At 46.5% G+C, this 18,141-nt stretch carries 17 protein-coding genes; 6 read left to right on the forward strand and 11 right to left on the reverse strand.

The genetic code is table 11. From position 1 onward, the window contains the following. Positions 1–33: 33 nt before the first annotated feature. Positions 34–2,109, reverse strand: a complete 2,076-nt coding sequence (locus I579_RS02445) for a DNA topoisomerase 3 (protein WP_010752776.1) — start codon at positions 2,107–2,109, stop codon at positions 34–36. A gap of 164 nt (positions 2,110–2,273) precedes the next feature. Next, positions 2,274–2,612: a DUF1033 family protein gene (locus I579_RS02450; protein WP_010752775.1), complete on the reverse strand. Its 339-nt coding sequence runs from the start codon at positions 2,610–2,612 to the stop codon at positions 2,274–2,276. A 280-nt stretch (positions 2,613–2,892) separates the two neighbouring features. Between I579_RS02450 and I579_RS02455 the strand changes: the two genes are divergently transcribed. Further along, entirely contained in the window at positions 2,893–4,137 is a 1,245-nt protein-coding gene (locus tag I579_RS02455; protein WP_010752774.1) for a multidrug efflux MFS transporter, read from the forward strand. A gap of 53 nt (positions 4,138–4,190) precedes the next feature. Here the strand turns inward: I579_RS02455 and I579_RS02460 are convergent, their stop codons facing one another. Together I579_RS02460 and mnmA are read right to left on the reverse strand one after the other, a co-directional pair. Further along, positions 4,191–4,472 (reverse strand): hypothetical protein, encoded by a 282-nt coding sequence (locus I579_RS02460; protein WP_010752773.1) that lies wholly within the window; start codon positions 4,470–4,472, stop codon positions 4,191–4,193. A gap of 138 nt (positions 4,473–4,610) precedes the next feature. Next, the gene (gene mnmA, locus I579_RS02465; protein ID WP_016249768.1) at positions 4,611–5,732 is read right to left on the reverse strand and encodes a tRNA 2-thiouridine(34) synthase MnmA; all 1,122 of its coding nucleotides are present in this window, start codon (positions 5,730–5,732) and stop codon (positions 4,611–4,613) included. A gap of 371 nt (positions 5,733–6,103) precedes the next feature. Here mnmA and serC point away from each other — a divergent pair, with 371 nt between their 5' ends. The 4 genes from serC (at position 6,104) to I579_RS02485 (ending at position 10,150) form a co-directional block, all read left to right on the forward strand. Next, entirely contained in the window at positions 6,104–7,189 is a 1,086-nt protein-coding gene (gene serC / locus I579_RS02470) for a 3-phosphoserine/phosphohydroxythreonine transaminase (RefSeq protein WP_010752771.1), read from the forward strand. Next, entirely contained in the window at positions 7,190–8,374 is a 1,185-nt protein-coding gene (locus I579_RS02475) for a phosphoglycerate dehydrogenase (RefSeq protein WP_010752770.1), read from the forward strand. Further along, complete coding sequence (locus I579_RS02480; RefSeq protein WP_010752769.1) at positions 8,375–9,601, forward strand: DUF1015 domain-containing protein; 1,227 nt, start codon at positions 8,375–8,377, stop codon at positions 9,599–9,601. A gap of 171 nt (positions 9,602–9,772) precedes the next feature. After that, positions 9,773–10,150: a hypothetical protein gene (locus I579_RS02485; RefSeq protein ID WP_010752768.1), complete on the forward strand. Its 378-nt coding sequence runs from the start codon at positions 9,773–9,775 to the stop codon at positions 10,148–10,150. A gap of 81 nt (positions 10,151–10,231) precedes the next feature. Here the strand turns inward: I579_RS02485 and I579_RS02490 are convergent, their stop codons facing one another. The 6 genes from I579_RS02490 to I579_RS02515 all read right to left on the reverse strand — a co-directional run bounded on the left by I579_RS02490 (position 10,232) and on the right by I579_RS02515 (position 15,289). Further along, positions 10,232–10,837 carry a metallophosphoesterase gene (locus I579_RS02490; protein WP_010752767.1) on the reverse strand — a complete coding sequence of 202 codons (606 nt, stop codon included), beginning with the start codon at positions 10,835–10,837 and terminating at the stop codon, positions 10,232–10,234. A gap of 129 nt (positions 10,838–10,966) precedes the next feature. After that, positions 10,967–11,311 (reverse strand): DUF1831 domain-containing protein, encoded by a 345-nt coding sequence (locus I579_RS02495; protein WP_010752766.1) that lies wholly within the window; start codon positions 11,309–11,311, stop codon positions 10,967–10,969. Positions 11,312–11,383: 72 nt separating this feature from the next. Continuing rightward, positions 11,384–12,517 carry a cysteine desulfurase family protein gene (locus tag I579_RS02500; protein ID WP_010752765.1) on the reverse strand — a complete coding sequence of 378 codons (1,134 nt, stop codon included), beginning with the start codon at positions 12,515–12,517 and terminating at the stop codon, positions 11,384–11,386. Between the two features lie 148 nt (positions 12,518–12,665). Next, entirely contained in the window at positions 12,666–13,538 is an 873-nt protein-coding gene (locus tag I579_RS02505; protein WP_010752764.1) for an AraC family transcriptional regulator, read from the reverse strand. 151 nt (positions 13,539–13,689) lie between these two features. After that, on the reverse strand, positions 13,690–14,661 hold the full coding sequence (locus I579_RS02510; RefSeq protein ID WP_010752763.1) for a ribose-phosphate diphosphokinase: 972 nt from the start codon (positions 14,659–14,661) through the stop codon (positions 13,690–13,692). An 82-nt stretch (positions 14,662–14,743) separates the two neighbouring features. Further along, positions 14,744–15,289, reverse strand: coding sequence for a hypothetical protein (locus I579_RS02515; RefSeq protein WP_010752762.1), 546 nt, complete (start codon positions 15,287–15,289; stop codon positions 14,744–14,746). Between the two features lie 156 nt (positions 15,290–15,445). Between I579_RS02515 and I579_RS02520 the strand changes: the two genes are divergently transcribed. Next, on the forward strand, positions 15,446–17,350 hold the full coding sequence (locus I579_RS02520) for a M13 family metallopeptidase (RefSeq protein WP_010752761.1): 1,905 nt from the start codon (positions 15,446–15,448) through the stop codon (positions 17,348–17,350). Between the two features lie 68 nt (positions 17,351–17,418). Here I579_RS02520 and trmB read toward each other — a convergent pair whose 3' ends face one another. Continuing rightward, positions 17,419–18,072 (reverse strand): tRNA (guanosine(46)-N7)-methyltransferase TrmB, encoded by a 654-nt coding sequence (gene trmB, locus I579_RS02525; RefSeq protein WP_010752760.1) that lies wholly within the window; start codon positions 18,070–18,072, stop codon positions 17,419–17,421. Positions 18,073–18,141: the final 69 nt, after the last annotated feature.

Here is an 18,141-nt window from a genome sequence, read left to right on the forward strand (position 1 = left end):
CAAATGAGAACTTTCCTGGCTTTTCTATTGCAATCACTGTTCTTTCATAGCGGCTTTTAAGGCAGCTGCCAGTGGGCTTTCCAGCTCTTCTTCTTGGGAATACTTCTTCAGCAGACGGCGTTCTTCCTGTTTGCTGAGTTTCTTTTTCCGTTCTTGTTTATCCGGGATTTTCTCCGTAATGCCGCAGAATTTACACTTGAAGAAAGCACCGTTTTTGCCGTCGATGATTTCCATTTTCTTATGACACTGGGGACAACGATGGTTGGAGACTTTTGGTTCTTTTCTGCGGCGATAGTTGCACTCGCTATTGCTGCATAGATAGATTTTTCCGTCTCGGGTGTTGCGTTCTTTCAGTTGACTACCGCATTCTGGGCAGACTTTCGTCGTCAAGGAGAAGTCTTTATAGGTTTCCTTGGACTCTTTGATCTCCGCCACCAGTTTACGAGTGGCGTCTTCAATCTCTTTTAGAAACTTCTTAGGATCTTCTTTTCCTTGGGCGATGGCTTCCAGACTTTGTTCCCACTTGGCGGTTAGTTCTGGAGAAGCCAAGGAAGGATTGACCAAACTTAAGAGCTGTTTGCCCTTGGGCGTCACTGCTAATCCATTTCCCCGACGTTCCATTAGTTCTGATTTCAACAGTTTTTCAATGATTTCTGCCCGCGTCGCTGGAGTTCCCAAATTGTATTTTTCCATTTGGGCCAGTAAGGTTCCTTCGCTTAACAACCGCGGTGCACTGGTGAGCTCTTTCGTAATGGCAAAATCTCCTTTAAGGCTCTTGATTTCTTGCCAATCTAGCGGATTTTTCGCCATCGTAGCATCCTTTTTCCAACCAGCAGCTAAGACCTCTTCTTGGGTAAAGACAAAAGTTTCTGATCCGATTTGGACTTCTGCCGTGGTTTTTGCCGTTTGATATGCCTCGGCAAACAAGCCTAAAAAGCGTTCCAAAATCAAATGGTAAATCCGACTTTCATCGGTGGAAAGCTTCTCAGAGCGCGGGCGTTCCTCCGTGGGGATCAACGCATAGTGGTCGGTAACCTTTTTATCGTTAAAGACCGCTTTTTGTTTCACCTGTGCTCCTTGGGCCAAATATTTCTTAGCCCGCTCGTCATAGCCCGCCAAAGCTTGCAGGCGTTCTTTCATGGTGCTAGCCAAATCTTGAGGCAAATACTTGGAGTCCGTCCGAGGATAGCTGACGATTTTGTGGGTTTCATACAAGCTTTGGACGAGATTCAAGGTCTTTTTCGCAGAATACTGATACAGACTATTGGCCACTTGTTGCAACTCCGTCAAATCATAAGGCAAGGGCGCATTTTGGCTCTTCGTCTTTTGTTCGACTTTCGTGACTTGACCGATTTTCCCTTGTAAGGCAGCAATGAAGTCTTCTGCTTCCTGACGCTCTTTAAAGCGTTGCGGATTTTTGCTTTGCAAGCGTCCCTTGGCATTGCCATAAACTAGCGCCACAGAGTAATAGGTCGTAGGAATAAACTTTTCCATCTTTTCTTGAGCTTGGGCTACTAAGTTTAAGGTAGGTGTTTGAACTCGGCCGGCGCTTAAACTGTCCTCGTATTTCACGGTGAGTGCCCGGGTGACATTTAAACCCACTAGCCAGTCTGACTTCCCTCTAGCTACAGCAGATTGATAAAGATTTTCGTAGTTTTTAGCAGGCTTCAATTGAGCAAAACCGGCTTTCACCGCCTTTTCCGTCTGGGAGGAAATCCACAGACGTTCCAATGGTTTAGCAAAACGCAGCCATTCGAAGATGTAGCGGCCCACTGCTTCCCCTTCTCGACCAGCATCCGTGGCGATAATCGCCCCATCGACGTCTTTGCGTTTTGCTAGATTGCCAATCACTTTTAACTGCCGGTGAGTCTTCGGCAAGGGCTTAATGCCGATTTCTTTAGGAATCATAGGCAGTGTTTCCATCTGCCAGGTCTTCCACTCCGGTTTCAAGTCTTCTGGTAATTTCAAAGTTAAAAGATGCCCATAGGCCCAAGTGATCAAGTACCGCTCACTTTCAAAAAAGTCTTTTCCTTGGGCTTTGGCACCGAGAATTTTTGCATAGTCTTTTGCCACACTAGGCTTTTCCGTTACGATTAATTTTTTTCCCATAATTGCTCCTTCTTACACTCTCTCACTGGCACACTTTGCCAATCCAATAGTCCTAGCATATCATCTTGCACAAGACAAGAAAAGACCAAGGATGTGAGCTGCCACTACTAAAGCAAAGCGCTGGCTCTCATCCTTCGTCTTTTTTACACATTTGTAACATGTTTTTAGCGATTACAAACACGGCATTTGGCTTGACCGTGGAGTTCTTGATAATAGGCCGAATCGCTGACTTCTTTCACCGGTTGATAGTCCTTTAGTAAGGCCAATCCGGTATATTGCTGCAAGTAATCGTCGCATTCTTCGCACCACCGCTCGTCTTCTTCCCGCCAAAAGGCAGCCAAGTAGTTCGGTTTAGCGGAACGTTCGGGGTATTCTTGCATCAAACGGGTCCATTCCTCTTGGTAAAAGGCGATGGCCGCTGCTTCTTGGTCAAACTGCTTTTCACAACAGATATCTTTGCGCCAGTCTTCAAAAAACCACCAGGGCTCATTGTCCCCGTGCATGATTACAACTTAATACATTTTGCCGACTCCCTCTTCTTTTCACTTTCTATCGTACCCGGTCTTTACGGGTCTGACAAGATTTCTGTATCAAAATACCACACTTATTAGAAAATGTCCGTTTTTTTATCTTCACATTTGCAAGAATTTAAAGAATAGCTGTTATGATACTGACATCTTGCAGGAAACAAAATCCTGTACTATCATAGGAAAGCAGTTTTTTTCTTGTGCTTTCTAACTGTGAAAGCACACCTTTCGCCCATTACATAAAGGAGTTTTTATTTTGCTTGTACTTTTCTTTCAACGTCTTAAAGAAAACCTGACTCGTCCCCGGAAAACTTGGGAAAAGAATCTGCTGGTTCTCTGGTTTGGCACGTTTATGGCCGGGATGGGTTTTAGCCTCGTCATGCCTTTCATGTCCTTATACATCGACACGTTAGGCGACTTCTCCCCCCATGCTTTGAACCTTTGGAGTGGGTTGGCCTTTTCCGCTACCTTTCTAGTCACCACCATTATCTCTCCTTGGTGGGGCCGGTTAGCCGATCAAAAAGGTCGGAAAATCATGTTGCTGCGAGCTTCACTGGGGATGGCCATCGTTTTAGCCTCCATGGGTCTGGTGACCAATGTCTACCAACTAGTGGGCTTGCGTCTTTTGCAAGGGGTCTTTTCCGGCTATATCAGTAACGCCACCGCCCTAGTCGCCACGGGCACCCCGAAAGAACGCAGTGGTCAAGTCTTGGGTACTCTGGCTACGGGGTCGGTTACGGGGCAACTTTTAGGACCATTGGTGGGAGGCATTATCGCCAGCGCTTTTGGCTATCGTTTAACCTTCTTCATCACCGGGAGCATCCTGTTTCTAGTGTTCCTTTTAAGCTTGATTTTTGTTCATGAAGAATTCACCCCTATCAAAAAAACCGACTTACAGCCGGCCAGTAAGATTTTGAAAGAGTTGGAATACCCACACTTGGTGATTGGCATGTTTATCACCACCATGATCATCCAAGCTTCCAATAATTCCATCAGCCCAATCATCAGTTTATACATTCGTGAACTGCTCCACGGTCAGGGAAATGTCACTTTGATCAGCGGCATCATCGCTTCCCTTCCCGGAGTGGCCACCTTAATCGCCGCTCCACGCATGGGTCGCTTAGGGGATCGAATCGGTAGCGAACGGATTTTGGCAGTGGGCTTACTTTTGGCTATCTTTGTCTATATTCCCATGGCCTTTGTCACCCATGTCTGGCAGCTAGGTATTTTGCGCTTTTTTATCGGCGTATCCGATGCCTGCCTCCTCCCTGCGGTTAATGCATTGATTACCAAGTATTCTCCTCATCATGCGGCTGGCCGAATCTTTAGCTACAATCAATCGTTCCAAGCGACAGGAAATGTCTTCGGCCCCATGATTGGCTCCTCTGTCTCGAGCTTTTTCGGGTATCGTGCCGTCTTCCTCTCCACCTCATTACTGGTTTTAGCCAATTTCTTACTCGTCCGGAAAAACACCGCCGAAATCAAAACCGAAAAACAATAACCATCCAAAAAAACGGAAAAGCCGGGAATCAGCCCAGCTTTTCCGTTTTTTTCTTATGAATGAATGCGTTTGGCCCGGGCTTTTGGCAGATACTGACTACCATAACGAGCAAAGTACGTACTTAAGGTCCACTCCGGCAAATCGGCTAGGTAATCATCAGCCCAAGCAATCGCGGCTTGTTGCCGATCTGCGGGATTAAGCAGGCGCCATTTACGGATTTGTCCTTCGTCTAAGTAAGGCCACTTGCCTTGCAAAATTGCATGATAACTGACACAAAACAACTCTTCGTCTAAAATTTGTAGCTCCTCATGACTTAGATACTCCTTTAACCGCATCCCCTAGCCTCCTTTAACTCTTTTCTACATAAATAGTGTACCACCTTTTTCTTGATAGCGCTTTATATTTTTGTAAATTTTGTTTTCTTATTCCATCAAAAAAGTAGTGTCAAGGACTGGCCTTGACACTACTCAGCATTAAACGTATTGTAGTTCTTTTGTTTTTTGGTAGGCGTGATCGATCAAGCCCCCACCTAAGCATTCCATACCATCGTAGAAAACTACCGCTTGCCCCGGGGTAATGGCCCGAACTGGTTCGTCAAAAATGACTTGCGCCCGATTGCCTTCTAGTAAACGAACGGTTACCGGTACATCTTGCTGACGGTAACGGAACTTAGCAGTGCAAGTAAATTCTTGCGGTTGATCTTCTTCAGTGGTGAAGTGGATTTCACTGGCATCTAACGAATCCGCATAAAGAGCCGGATGATGGAAGCCTTGGCCCACGTACAACGTATTGGTGGTCAAGTCTTTGCCGACCACAAACCAAGGATCTTGGCTGGCGCCACCGCCGCCAATCCCTAAACCTTGCCGCTGTCCAATGGTGTAGTACATCAAACCATCGTGGTCCCCTTTGACTTCGCCGTCTAGTGTGACCATTTTGCCTGGTTGCGCTGGTAAGTACTGGCCTAAGAATTGTTTGAAATTCTTTTCGCCAATGAAGCAAACCCCAGTAGAGTCTTTCTTCTTGGCCGTGGCTAGTCCTGCCCGTTCTGCAATCGCTCGGACTTCAGCTTTTTCCATGCCTCCTAGAGGAAACATGGTCTTTTGTAGTTGTTCTTGAGACAATTGACTCAAGAAATAGGTTTGATCTTTGTTATTGTCCACGCCTCGAAGCATATGCACCGTACCGTCTGCATCCCGAGTGACTTGCGCATAGTGGCCAGTAGCCACATACTCTGCCCCGAGATCCATAGCATAGTCCAAAAAGGCTTTGAATTTGATTTCTTTGTTGCACATTACATCCGGATTTGGTGTCCGTCCTGCCCGGTATTCGGCCAAGAAGTATTCAAAAACCCGATCCCAGTATTCTTTCTCAAAATTCACGGAATAATAAGGAATGCCGATTTGGGAAGCGACTTTGGCCACGTCTTTGTAGTCTTCTGTGGCAGTGCAGACGCCATTTTCATCGGTATCGTCCCAATTTTTCATAAAAATTCCGATAACGTCATATCCTTGTTCCTTAAGTAGCAGCGCTGTTACCGACGAGTCTACCCCGCCGCTCATGCCCACGACAACTCGTGTCTTGCTGTTGTCTGTCATGTTTTCACCATCATTTCATTATAGATTCTAATCAATCGATTTGAAGGTCGCGATCAGTAAGAGCAATTATACAACAGGCGAGCCGATTTTTCACACTTTCCCCATTAAAAATAAAAGTTTCTTTGTTTTTTCCAATTCGTTTGAAGCACTCCGGGAAACTTCATCTAATGGATTCTTCGTTTTTTACCGTATTTTTGTATAATGAACCAATATATCTAATAAGATTACAAGAAATTGCCGAATAATTCGGAATAATCTGTATAAAATTTCACAATTTTCTTTCAACTCCGAACAACTTCTGTTACACTAAGCAATAACTCATTAATTTGAGAAAATTCTAAAAAATGATACGAGGAAAAGGAGCGAATGTAATGACAATTTACAATTTTTCTGCCGGACCAGCTGTGTTGCCCAAACCAGTCTTGGAGAAGGCACAATCCGAATTTTTAGATTATCAAGGTAGTGGCATGTCCGTGATGGAGTTGAGTCATCGTTCCTCCTTATTTGAAGCAATTATCCAAGATGCTGAGCGCTTATTGCGGGAACTAATGCAAATCCCGGACAATTACAAAGTCTTGTTCTTACAAGGTGGTGCGAGCTTGCAGTTTTCCATGGTGCCGCTAAACTTGGCCCAAGGTAAAAAAGCCCTCTACGTTAACACAGGGATGTGGTCGAAAAAAGCAATTGCCGCAGCAAAGGCTTTAGACAACGTAGAAGTGGAAGTCATCGCTTCTTCTGCGGAGGACAACTTCACTTATATTCCTGAAATCACCGAAGCAATGATTGACCAAGATGCGGCTTACTTACACATCACGACTAATAACACCATTATGGGTACTACCTTTGCAGCCATTCCGAAAGCTGGCAAGGTGCCAATCGTGGCCGATATGTCTTCCAATATTTTAGCCAATGACTATCATGTGGCCGACTTTGGCATCATTTACGCCGGCGCACAAAAAAATATCGGGCCCGCTGGCTTAACCGTGGTCATCATCCGGGAAGATTTGCTTGGCCTGTGCCCTGTGGCCGAACCAATGCTGGACTATCAATTGCAAGCAGATAACAATTCCCTTTACAATACGCCACCGACCTTTGCGATTTACATGGCGAAATTGGTCTTTGAATGGCTTCAAGACCAAGGAGGCGTGCCCGGTATCTTAAAAGCGGACCGCGAAAAAGCAGGATTGCTCTATGCAGCAATTGAAAAATCAGCACTCTTTTCTAGCCCTGTAGCCATAGACAGCCGCTCTATTACCAACATTCCTTTTATCACCGGAAGCCCAGAGTTAGACAAGAAATTCAATACCGAAGCGTTAGCAGCCGGCTTCCAAAACTTAAAAGGTCACCGTTCTGTAGGCGGCATGCGGGCGAGCTTGTACAATGCCTTTCCGAAACAAGGGGTGCTGGATTTGATTGCCTTTATGGAAGCATTCGAAAAAGAAAATGGAGGGGTCTAAATGTTCAATATTAAAACTTTTAATGCCATCGCTCCAGAAGGCATGTCCCGATTTGACAAAGACAACTACACCATCAACGAAAGAGAGACACCGGATGGCATTATTTTACGTAGCCAAAAGCTCCATGATTATGCCTTTCCGGAAAGTGTCTTAGCTGTGGCTCGGGCCGGAGCGGGTACGAATAACATCCCCGTGGCAGAGTGTACAGAAAAAGGCATCGTGGTCTTCAATACCCCTGGTGCTAATGCCAATGCGGTGAAAGAATTGGTTTTAGCCAGTCTTTTGCTTTCCGTGCGGCCAATTTTACAAGGAGCTCAGTGGGTGCAAGGATTAACCGGTGAGGACGTGGAAGCCCAAGCCGAAGCCCAAAAGGCCCAGTTTGCCGGTCATGAATTAGAAGGTAAAAAACTTGGGGTCATCGGTTTAGGGGCGATTGGCGCCATGGTGGCCAATGACGCCTACCGTCTCGGCATGGAAGTCATGGGCTTTGATCCCTTCGTCTCCGTGGATACCGCTTGGACGATTTCTCGCCGTGTGCAACGGGCCCAAGACCTCAATGAAGTCCTGACGACTTGTGACTTCATCACGGTTCACGTGCCTTTGACGGACAAGACAAAAGGTATGATTGGTGCTGGTGAAATCGCCAAAATGAAACCAACCGCAAAACTCTTCAACTTTGCTCGTGGGGGCATCGTGGACGACGATGCGGTGCTAACTGCCTTAGAAGCCACGGAATTAGCCGGTTATACGACGGACTTTGCGGATGAAAAACTCTTGCATCACGATAAGATCCTCGTCTTGCCTCACCTAGGAGCTTCTACGGATGAAGCCGAGGTCAACTGTGCCAAAATGGCGGCCCGCACTTTGAAACGCTTCTTGGAAACTGGTGTGATTAAACGCTCTGTCAACTTTCCTACCGTGGAAATGGCCTTTAACAGCCCTTACCGCATCACCATTATCAATAAAAATGTACCGAATATGTTAGGACAGATTTCTTCTGCTGTGGCGGAAGAAGGCATTAATATTGAAAACATGGTCAACCGAGGACGAGATGACTACGCTTATACTTTGGTAGATATTAACGAAGATGATGAGGCCAAAGTCGCCGCCGTGGCAGAAAAACTCACAGCCAATCCGGAAATCATCCGAGTGCGCGTGATTAAAAACGAAACGGGGGCCTGCTAAATGGTCCAAGTTCGCCCTTTTCCTGGGATTCGCCCTGCTACTGAGCTGGCGGCCCAAGTGGCGTGTCTCCCCTATGATGTGGTGAATTCCACTGAAGCCCAAGCGTTAGCCGCGGACAATCCCTATAGTTTCTTTTATATTGACAAGGCGGAAATCGATCTGCCCCACGACCTGTCGCCTTACGATCCCCAAGTCTACCAAAAAGCCGCAGAGAACTTTCAGGACTTTTTGGCAAAGGGATGGCTCATCAAAGAACAGCAGCCCTTATTGTATCTCTATGAATTAACCATGAATGGTCGCAGTCAAACCGGTCTAGTAGCTACTACCTCCATCGATGACTACACTTCCGGCAAGATCAAAAAGCACGAATTTACCCGGCCAGAAAAAGAAGTGGATCGGATTAAGCACATTCAAGCCTGTGATGCCAATACCAGTCCGATTTTCTTAAGTTACCGGGATGAAGAACACATCCAATGTCTCATTAGCCAGTGGCAAACTCAACAGACACCGGTCTATGATTTTACCAGCTATCACGAGGTCCAACACCGAGTGTGGGTAATTGACGATTCAGCGATTATCGCAGACTTAACAGCGGCCTTTGACGAAGTGCCTGCCCTTTATATCGCAGACGGTCATCATCGTACGGAGTCTGCGGTGAAAGTCGGCCTGGAAAAGCGGGCAAACAGCGAGCAAAGTAGTGAAAGTGACTACTTCTTGTCCATCATCTTCCCGGAAAGCCAGTTAGCGATTTGGGAATACAACCGCGTTTTGAATGTCGATTTGCCGCAAGATTTCTTTTCACAATTGGAGCAAGCCTTTGATGTGGCAGTCTCCGGTGTAAAAAAATCGGTAGCCCAAGGTCAGATTCAACTGTATCTGGATAGTAAATGGTACACTTTGACCATTAAAGAAGCTGTGATTCCCACGGATGCCGTGGGGCGCTTAGATGTCTCCATCTTGCAAAAACAAGTCTTTGAGAAGATTTTTGGCATTATGGATATTCGCACGGACAAGCGCATCGACTTTATCGGGGGCATTCGGGGACCGGAAGAGTTGGAGCGTTTGGTGGATAGTGGCCAGTGGCGTTTAGCCTTTTCCATGTATCCTACTCAAATGGAAGACTTATTAGCCGTGGCAGATGCTGGAGAAATCATGCCACCGAAGTCCACTTGGTTTGAACCAAAGCTTTTAAGTGGTTTGTTCTTACACGATTTAGAAACTCGCTAAGCAAAACCTTCTGTCTAGTATCACCTACTGGACAGAAGGTTTTGCTGTTTGCTGCCAGTTTTATAAACTATGCCTGTATCGTAAAAGAATTCTTCGAAAAAAAATGGCCCTTGTAGTATCATAGAAGAGATTAGAAAACGCTTTATCGAATAAAAGCAAAGGAGGCTCCTTATGACTACGGAAAAACAACAAAAGTGGGCTTTGATACTGCTCTACGGACTCTTATTCCTAGACAGTTGTCTGTTGCACCAGTTCTTTTATTTGCCCGTCGTCAGAATTCCCTTGGTGCTTGTCACTTTAGGCATCTTCTTTTTTTGGCGTTACTTGAATAAGCAAGGCATCCTCACCCTTTCTTTTTTCAGTTCTTTATTTCAGGGCAACTTGCGCAAGAATGAGCGGCGCTTTTTGTACGCCGTTCCCTTACTATTTATGCCGATTCTGCGATTTCACGAGATTTCAGTAGAAGACGTGGTGCTTTCACTCCTTTTTGCGGTGATTTCCATCCTCTTAAGAGTCTTGGATCAAAAACAGTTCTTTAAGCAACACTGACTTTTACACTCAGATAAACAGCAAAAAGACAGCCCTTCTTACAGATAAGAAGAGCTGTCTTTTTTTGCGTTCCACTTACAATCAATGACGTAATTTCGCCAACTCGGCAGCCTTGGCTGCGGCAATGATGCCAATCTGATTTTCCGAAATTGGCATGCCAAAAGGTTGTTTCTCTGGTAAGTAACTCAACTCCGGGGCATCCACGCCCACATTGAGATTTTCTTTAATGGGAATGCTGGAGTAATGGATATGCCCGTGAATATTGCGGATATTTTTAGTGATTCCTAAAAGCACCGGATAGTGGGTCAAGTAATACTGGTGGTGATCAAATTTGATGATCACGCCCACATCGTGAAAGAAAAACTTCTTCCCTTTGCTGTGCCCCGGATCATGGGCAGCCAGATATTTGAAAAAAGCCCGGCTGTCGTGATTGCCTTTGACAAAGTGAATCTGACCATTTAAACGGGTCAATAGTGCCAAAATCTCAGGATAACCCGCCTCGTATTTGGGATGCATGGCGATATCCCCTAAATTGTACACCACGTCATTGTCTTTTACGACGCGGTTCCAATTGGTCACCATCACTTCATTCATCTCCGTCACCGTGCGAAACGGTCGGGGAGCAAAGTCATTGTCCCCTAAAAGATCAGCATGAAAATAATGCGTATCTGCAGTAAAAAATTTCATCAGGGAGACCTCCTTTGCCATCAAGACGGACGACTACTTCTCCTTAAGTATAAAGCACTGCCAGATAAGAAACAAATCATCCTTCTTTAAACCAAAACAAAAACGCCTCCTGCAAAGGAAGCGTTTGGTTTAGTCGACTTTTACTAACAAACCACGACTGATAAAGCCGTCCATAAGAAAGTAAAATTTGTCTTGAAGCATTTTGTGGGCCTCGTCTTTAAAAATATTGACCGCTTTTAGCCCGTTATTCGTCGTAATCGACATCTTCAAAGTTTTCACGTCTTTGGAGACCGTGATTTTCAACTTAAATCCTTCTTTGCTTTGGGGGGTTGCTTCCAAAGGGCGAATCAATTGAAAATTGCCCCCATTGGTTTCCACAAAGCCATTGTCTCGTAAAGTATAGCGCTTTGCCGTTGGTGCGATCGCGTAGGCCTGAGTGCTACCTAATACCGTTGCTTGCGTTTCGAATGCCATAATTCCACCTCATTTGTCGTCGATACTTTTATTATATAAGTTGGCTCTTGCTTTGACTAGCCTAAATCCCGCTTATTTCTGCAAGATGGCGATCAAGGAATCCGCCAAAAACTGGACTTGCTCCGCCGTATTGCCAAAGCCAAAGCTGACCCGAATGGACTCTTTGGTGACCGGACTCTTACTGCCATACATAGCCTCTAGAACGTGGGACGGTTCCACATTTCCCGCGGTACAAGCAGAGCCGGTGGAAATCGCCAATTGCTTCAAGTCGAGCTTCATCAACAGCAAATCATTGGAAACGCCGGGAAAACGCAAGTTCAACACGTGAGGTAGCTTGTTTACAGGATCCCCATTTAGTTGCCAATTGACGCCAGCCGCATCTAAAGCCTCAGTCAAAAGCTTAGCAAAATGACGGTAGCGATTGCCATTTTCCACCATTGCATCCGCAGTTAACAAGCTGGCCGCTTTGGCCATGCCCCCGATTCCTGGTAGATTTTCCGTACCTGCTCGGCGTTTTTCTTCCTGCTCGCCCCCTCTAAGATAAGCGGGCAAAGAAACTTGGTCACTCTTATACAAGAAACCCACGCCTTTAGGTCCATTGAACTTATGGGCCGAAGCACTTAGAAGATCGATACCCAGCTCTTTGGGGGAAATCGTCACCTTCCCATAGGCCTGTACAGCATCCGTGTGGAAAACCGCCTGATGCTCTTTCAATAATGCCCCAATCTCCGCAATGGGCAAAAGATTGCCGGTTTCGTTATTGGCGTACATCACGGAAACCAAAATCGTATCTTTGCGCGAGGCCGCTTCTAAATCACTTAAGGAAATCTGACCTTGTTCATTCACCGGTAAATACGTCACCTCAAAGCCTTGAGATTCGAGATAATGCATGGGTTCTAGCACCGCGGGATGTTCAATAGCGGTGGTGATAATGTGGCGCCCAAGGTCTTTGCGACTCATGGCAACCCCAATTAAGGCAGTATTGTCCCCTTCCGTGCCACCACTGGTAAAGATGATTTCGTGGCTTTTCACCCCGAGGCTGGTCGCAAGCACATCCCGGGCCAACTCCAGCTCCATGGCCGCCTTACGACCATAGCCATGAATGCTCGACGGATTGCCAAAGGTGGTCTCGGCCAGGCGATTCATCTCCGCCAGTGCTTCTGGATGCAACGGTGTCGTAGCCGCGTGATCAAAATACCCTTCCATATCTCTTACTTCCCTTCTCTTACCAGGAGCAAAACTCCTTTCCTGTCATTTTAGCACGGAGCATATACCTTGGCAAAAGATTGCCCATTGAGACAAGGGACGCTCTTACACAAAAAGGACCCTTCTAAAAATGAAGGGCCTTCGCTAGTTATTTTAAAGTAGATTTAGGTTCCACAGCCAACCACAGTTCACTGTAAACGTTGCTTAAGTCTTCTTCAAACTTTGTGAAAGAAATCTCCGGAGCGTCTACTAGTTGGTAATCAGAGCTAGGTAGCCACTGGGCAAAAGCATTCGCCCAAGTTTCTTGCAGACTCTGAGGATAGGCTCCTTGACTAGGAAATACCACCCAAGTATGCGCTGCTACCCCCACTGTTTCCAAATCATCATAGGGATTTTCCTGTGAAGTAACAAAGCCGATGAGCTGGGTCAGCTCTCCTTGTTCCGCCAGACGGCCTTCTGAAAAATCATAAGATGCATTTACCACTTGCTTAGGATATAAGTCCCCTAGTTCATGCATATGAGCTCGCTGTTCTGCCGTGATGGACTGAGCTAAAGCCATGATTTCCTGATTGACCCCTTCAAACTGAATCGGTACGCGTTTGGTCACCCCGACTAATTGAAAGGCTGGTTTTTTTTCGATTCGAAATTCCATTGAAATGCCTCCTTTGACATCAATTAAAAATTTGAGAGGAGGATACGATTTTTGACGCCCACTTTGCTTCGCTTCACTGGGGGAGAAATTGGCCCAAGATTTAAAAGCCCGGGAGAAACCTTCCACACTTTGAAAGCCATAAGTAAAAGCTACGCTGGTAACGGATTTTCCTTTGACTAGTGCTTCATTTGCCAAGGCCAAGCGGCGATATTTCACATATTCAGGAATAGAAACGCCCGCTAAAAAACGAAAAGTGCGCTTCAAATGATACTCAGATACCCCGCTTTCCCGAGCTAAAAGAGAGATATCCACTTCTTCAAGCAGCTGCTCTTCTAGTAATTCAATCACACGGTTTAATTCCTTTAACATCTTACCACTCCTCTCATGACTTTAGTTTAGTTCATCTGCCAAAATGACACTTGACCATTTCCAGACAAGTTTCATCAGTTGTTTGTCAGTGGTAAATAAAAACAAGGTTGGAACCCTTTGGCCCAACCTTGTTTTTATTTATTAATCATGCTTACTTAAAGCATTTTTCCTCTAATTTAAACAAAGGACTCATCGGTTTGTTTTCATGAATGACTTTTACCGCAGCCCCCATAAGTTCCGCACAAGTGATGTACACCATATTGTCCGGCTGGCGATCCGGCGTGGTCAAACAAGAATCCGTCACACACAAGGAAACGATATCGGATTTTTCGATCAAGTCTTTCGCCGGTGGAGAGAGTAACGCGTGAGAAGCACAGGCGTAGACTTCCTTCGCTCCGGCATCTTTAAGGAAACGGGCCGCTTTCACCAAGGTATTGCCGGTGTTTAAAATATCATCCACCATGATACAGGTCTTACCAGCCACATCCCCGATGACGTAGCCACCGTTTGGATCGCTTTCTTCTTGGTCCACAATGGCCAAAGTGGTGTTCAAGTACTCACCTAGGCTACGGGCCCGTTGCACCCCAGAGTTTTTCGGTGATACCACTACGTAATCATCTCCAACCATTCCCAATTCCCGGTAATACTTGGCAAATAACGGCATGGTGAACAAATTGTCCACAGGAATATCGAAGAAGCCTTGGACTTGCACCGTGTGTAAGTCTAGGGTCAAGACCCGGGTAGCCCCCGCTTCTTGCAACATATTGGCGATTAGTTTGGCGGTAATCGGTTCGTGAGGCTTAGCCGTGCGGTCTTGCCGGGCATAAGCATAATAAGGCAAGACTACATTAATCGTCTTAGCACTTGCTCGTTTCAACGCATCAATCATGATCAACAGTTCCATGTAGTAGTCATTAACAGGCTGATTCGTCGCTTGAATCAAATACACGTGAACTCCCCGGACACTTTCTTCAATACTGATGGAAATCTCACCATCGCTGAACTGCTTAATGGCGCAGTCCCCTAGCTTGGTGCCAAAGACGGCAGCAATTTTTTCTGCCAAAGGACGGTTCCCGTTCAAGCTGAAGATCTTCAAAGGCTTTTCTGCGTAATTAACGGCCATTTTATTTCGTTTCCTCCAATTTGTTCACAAATTTTCTCAATTATACCACAAACTTTGCCTAATTTGGACAAAGAGGTAGGATTTACGGCAAGCTCACCGTGCCATTCAGCCACTCTGCAGGGATGACTTGATTGTACTTGCCCCAGTTGTCGTGGACTTTCAAGTAGCGCTTGCCAGCAGTCGTTTCCATAAAGGCATAAGCAGTAACCCAGTGATTGCCATAGGTGGAGCCTTTTGCTTTCATCAGTCCGACGACCACAGGTTTGCCAGCTTGGATGCGCTTTGTGGCCCGGTACCAGCCCCCTACTAAAGTCGAGCGTCCCCGATAAGGCAAGTCGAAATGGGAAAAATAGCGGCTGAGGCCATGGCTGACTTGAGGAGCCAGAGTCGGCAAATCCACCGGCTGAATCAGTATCCGCAAAAAGGCCATTAAAGTTTTGCCGTTGCTACTTTTCTGCCGCCGCAAAAATTGCGGTACGATCGTTTCATCGAGGTAATCTTGATAGTACGCCAAGAGCACGGCACACGCATTGGTGCCACAGAGATAGCCACTGGTGGTGCGCCAATTGCGATAGGGCCGAAATCGCTCCTCTTCAATCCCTACCCATTCATTTAAAGGATACACCATAGACGCTCCTCCTTGCATTGTTTTGTTTTCAGTATACCCGATTCCCTCGCAAAAGAGGAGAGCGGCGATTTCGTATCAGGGGTAGCTGTTTCATTTTCTTTGAAGAAATCCAGCCACTAGGCGATAATAAGGAAAATACAAGAAAGAGGTGCTCCTATGTCCAGTCTCTTAAAAGATGATTTTTACGAATACGTTAACGGTGCCTGGCTGGAAACCGCCGAGATTCCAGAAGACAAACCGGCCACCGGTGGCTTCCAAGACTTAGTAGACGAAATCGACCGGCTACTGATGAAAGAATTTGAAGACTTCAGCCAGCATCCGGAAACGATTCCCCCTGGTCGCCTCCAAGACGCCGTGGCGTACTATGACTTAGCCAAGGATTATGAAAGCCGCGACCGCTTAGGAGCTGCTCCCTTACGTCCGCTTTTGGAGCGGGTCACCGCTTTGGAAAACCTGGAAGATTTGAACCGGCAATTGGTGGACTGGGTCTTGGAAGGTCTGCCGCTCCCTTTTGACGTGGATGTGGATCAAGACATGAAAAACACCCGCTTCAATACATTTTTCGCCGGTCCTGCTGGCACGATTTTACCGGATAAGACTTACTATGACGAGGACAATGCCCAAGGTCCACAACTCTTGGATGCCTTTGGGACCATGACCCGCGCCGTCTTAGAAAAACTGGATTACTCCAAAGAACAAGCCGCAACGATTGTGTCAGAGGCCCTCGCCTTTGACCGGCTCATCGTCCCTCACGTGCGCAGTTCCGAGGAAAATGCCGATTACAGTAAAAACTACAATCCTCGGACTTTTGACGAGTTTACCAACTATTCCCAATTCTTTGATTTACGTAGTCTCACGCTAGGCTTAATCGGGCAAGAACCAGAGAAAATCATCGTGACGGAACCGGATTACTTCACCGCCTTAGATGAAATCGCCAATCCCACGAATTTTCCATTGATGAAGAGCTGGTTATTGATTCAAGTAGCGTTGGCCTTCACCGGCTATCTTTCAGAGGAACTCCGAGTGCTCGGTGGGACTTACAGCCGCCAACTTTCCGGCGCCACCGCACCGAAACCGCAAGATAAGGCTGCTTTTTACTTGGCCAACGGTCGCTTCAGCCAAGTGGTTGGGGAATACTATGGTCGCAAGTACTTTGGCCCCAAAGCCAAAGCCGACGTGGAACATATGGTTAAAGAGATGATTGCCATCTACCAAGAACGCTTGGAGCACAACACCTGGCTTTCAGAAGCCACTTGCCAAAAAGCCATTGTCAAATTGGGAACCTTGGGCATTCACGTAGGTTATCCGGAAAAAATTCCAGCTTTTTATGATCGGTTCCACACGAAGCCTAAGTCTGAAGGGGGAACGTTAGTGGGCAACGCCCGGCGTTTTGCCCGGATTGTACGGGAAGATCGTTTTAGCAAATACGGTCAGGCCAAAGATCGAGAAGAATGGGAAATGAGTGCCGCCACCGTAAACGCCTATTACCATCCTTTCTTGAATGTCATCGTCTTTCCGGCAGCGATTTTGCAGGCACCCTTTTACAGCTTAGAACAATCAAAAAGCGCCAACTACGGCGGAATCGGTGCGGTAATCGCCCATGAAATCTCCCACGCCTTTGACAACAACGGGGCGAAATTTGACGAATTCGGGAACATGAACAACTGGTGGACCGAAGCGGATTTAGCCCAGTTCGAAAAACTGTCCCAAGCGATGATTGCCGAGTTTGACGGCTTGCCTTACGCTGGGGGTAAAGTCAATGGGACCTTAACCGTCTCCGAAAATATCGCCGATGCCGGGGGACTGAGCTGTGCCTTAGCCGCGGCGAAAAAAGAAGACCAAGTTTCCTTGGAAGACTTCTTTACCAACTGGGCCAAAATCTGGCGCAGCAAAGCACGGCCGCAATACGAACAACTCCTCCTAGCCATCGATGTCCACGCTCCGGCAAAACTTAGGGGCAATATCCAATTGCAAAATATCGACGACTTTTACACTACCTATGACATCAACGAGCAAGACGGTATGTACTTGGCTCCCGAAAAACGGGTGCACATCTGGTAAGTCTGCATTAGTCACAAAAAAAGCCCCCTGATTTGGTTTCTTCCAACCAAATCAGGGGGCCTTTTCATTTATTTCTTTTCTTTGTCCGCAAACTGGGCTTCCACTCGGTAAATCGGTTGTCCTTTAGCGGAGAATTTTGCTTCGTATTCCGTCATGATATTGCCTGCAAAATCACTGTGGTGTAAATCCAACCAGACTTGCTTCAACGTCATGCCGTATTGGGAAAAGCTGGCTAAGGAATACTCAAAAAGGCCTTGGTTATCGGTCTTAAAATGAATCTCTCCCGCGGGCTTTAAAATCGCCTCATCCACAGCAAGAAAGTTTTTTGAGGTCAAGCGGCGTTTTTCGTGGCGTTTCTTTGGCCAAGGATCGGAAAAGTTCAGATAGATCTGATCGACTTCACTTTCGGCAAAATACTCGGTTAAAGCCGAGCCGTCCACATGAAGCAGTTGCACATTGGTCAAGTTTTGCTCCAAGACTTTATCCAAAGCATGGGAAACTACACTGACTTGCATCTCCACTCCGATGTAATTGATTTCCGGATGCGCTGCGGCCATCCCTGTGAGAAAGCTGCCTTTTCCCATTCCGATTTCAATGTGAATCGGGTGATTGTTGCCGAAGCGTTCCTGCCAGCGCCCTTGCCACTCAGTAGGATCTGCTACTACGATATCTCCATGAGCTGCCAATAATTCTTCGGCACCTTTGCGTTTTCTTACTCGCATGTTTTTCTCCTTTGTATCTGCATTTTTGTCGTAAAAAAGGAGGTCGAAAGTTCGGACCCCTGTCCAAAC

This window comes from Enterococcus asini ATCC 700915 (genome assembly GCF_000407365.1).
Lineage (GTDB): Bacteria > Bacillota > Bacilli > Lactobacillales > Enterococcaceae > Enterococcus_C > Enterococcus_C asini.

Bases quoted from the DNA above. Each gene is read 5' to 3' on its own strand.
- I579_RS02445 (WP_010752776.1), bottom strand. From the start codon at position 2,109: ATGGGAAAAAAATTAATCGTAACGGAAAAGCCTAGTGTGGCAAAAGAC.
- I579_RS02450 (WP_010752775.1), bottom strand. From the start codon at position 2,612: ATGCACGGGGACAATGAGCCCTGGTGGTTTTTTGAAGACTGGCGCAAA.
- I579_RS02460 (WP_010752773.1), bottom strand. From the start codon at position 4,472: ATGCGGTTAAAGGAGTATCTAAGTCATGAGGAGCTACAAATTTTAGAC.
- mnmA (WP_016249768.1), bottom strand. From the start codon at position 5,732: ATGACAGACAACAGCAAGACACGAGTTGTCGTGGGCATGAGCGGCGGG.
- serC (WP_010752771.1), top strand. From the start codon at position 6,104: ATGACAATTTACAATTTTTCTGCCGGACCAGCTGTGTTGCCCAAACCA.
- I579_RS02475 (WP_010752770.1), top strand. From the start codon at position 7,190: ATGTTCAATATTAAAACTTTTAATGCCATCGCTCCAGAAGGCATGTCC.
- I579_RS02480 (WP_010752769.1), top strand. From the start codon at position 8,375: ATGGTCCAAGTTCGCCCTTTTCCTGGGATTCGCCCTGCTACTGAGCTG.
- I579_RS02485 (WP_010752768.1), top strand. From the start codon at position 9,773: ATGACTACGGAAAAACAACAAAAGTGGGCTTTGATACTGCTCTACGGA.
- I579_RS02490 (WP_010752767.1), bottom strand. From the start codon at position 10,837: ATGAAATTTTTTACTGCAGATACGCATTATTTTCATGCTGATCTTTTA.
- I579_RS02495 (WP_010752766.1), bottom strand. From the start codon at position 11,311: ATGGCATTCGAAACGCAAGCAACGGTATTAGGTAGCACTCAGGCCTAC.
- I579_RS02500 (WP_010752765.1), bottom strand. From the start codon at position 12,517: ATGGAAGGGTATTTTGATCACGCGGCTACGACACCGTTGCATCCAGAA.
- I579_RS02505 (WP_010752764.1), bottom strand. From the start codon at position 13,538: ATGTTAAAGGAATTAAACCGTGTGATTGAATTACTAGAAGAGCAGCTG.
- I579_RS02510 (WP_010752763.1), bottom strand. From the start codon at position 14,661: ATGGCCGTTAATTACGCAGAAAAGCCTTTGAAGATCTTCAGCTTGAAC.
- I579_RS02515 (WP_010752762.1), bottom strand. From the start codon at position 15,289: ATGGTGTATCCTTTAAATGAATGGGTAGGGATTGAAGAGGAGCGATTT.
- I579_RS02520 (WP_010752761.1), top strand. From the start codon at position 15,446: ATGTCCAGTCTCTTAAAAGATGATTTTTACGAATACGTTAACGGTGCC.
- trmB (WP_010752760.1), bottom strand. From the start codon at position 18,072: ATGCGAGTAAGAAAACGCAAAGGTGCCGAAGAATTATTGGCAGCTCAT.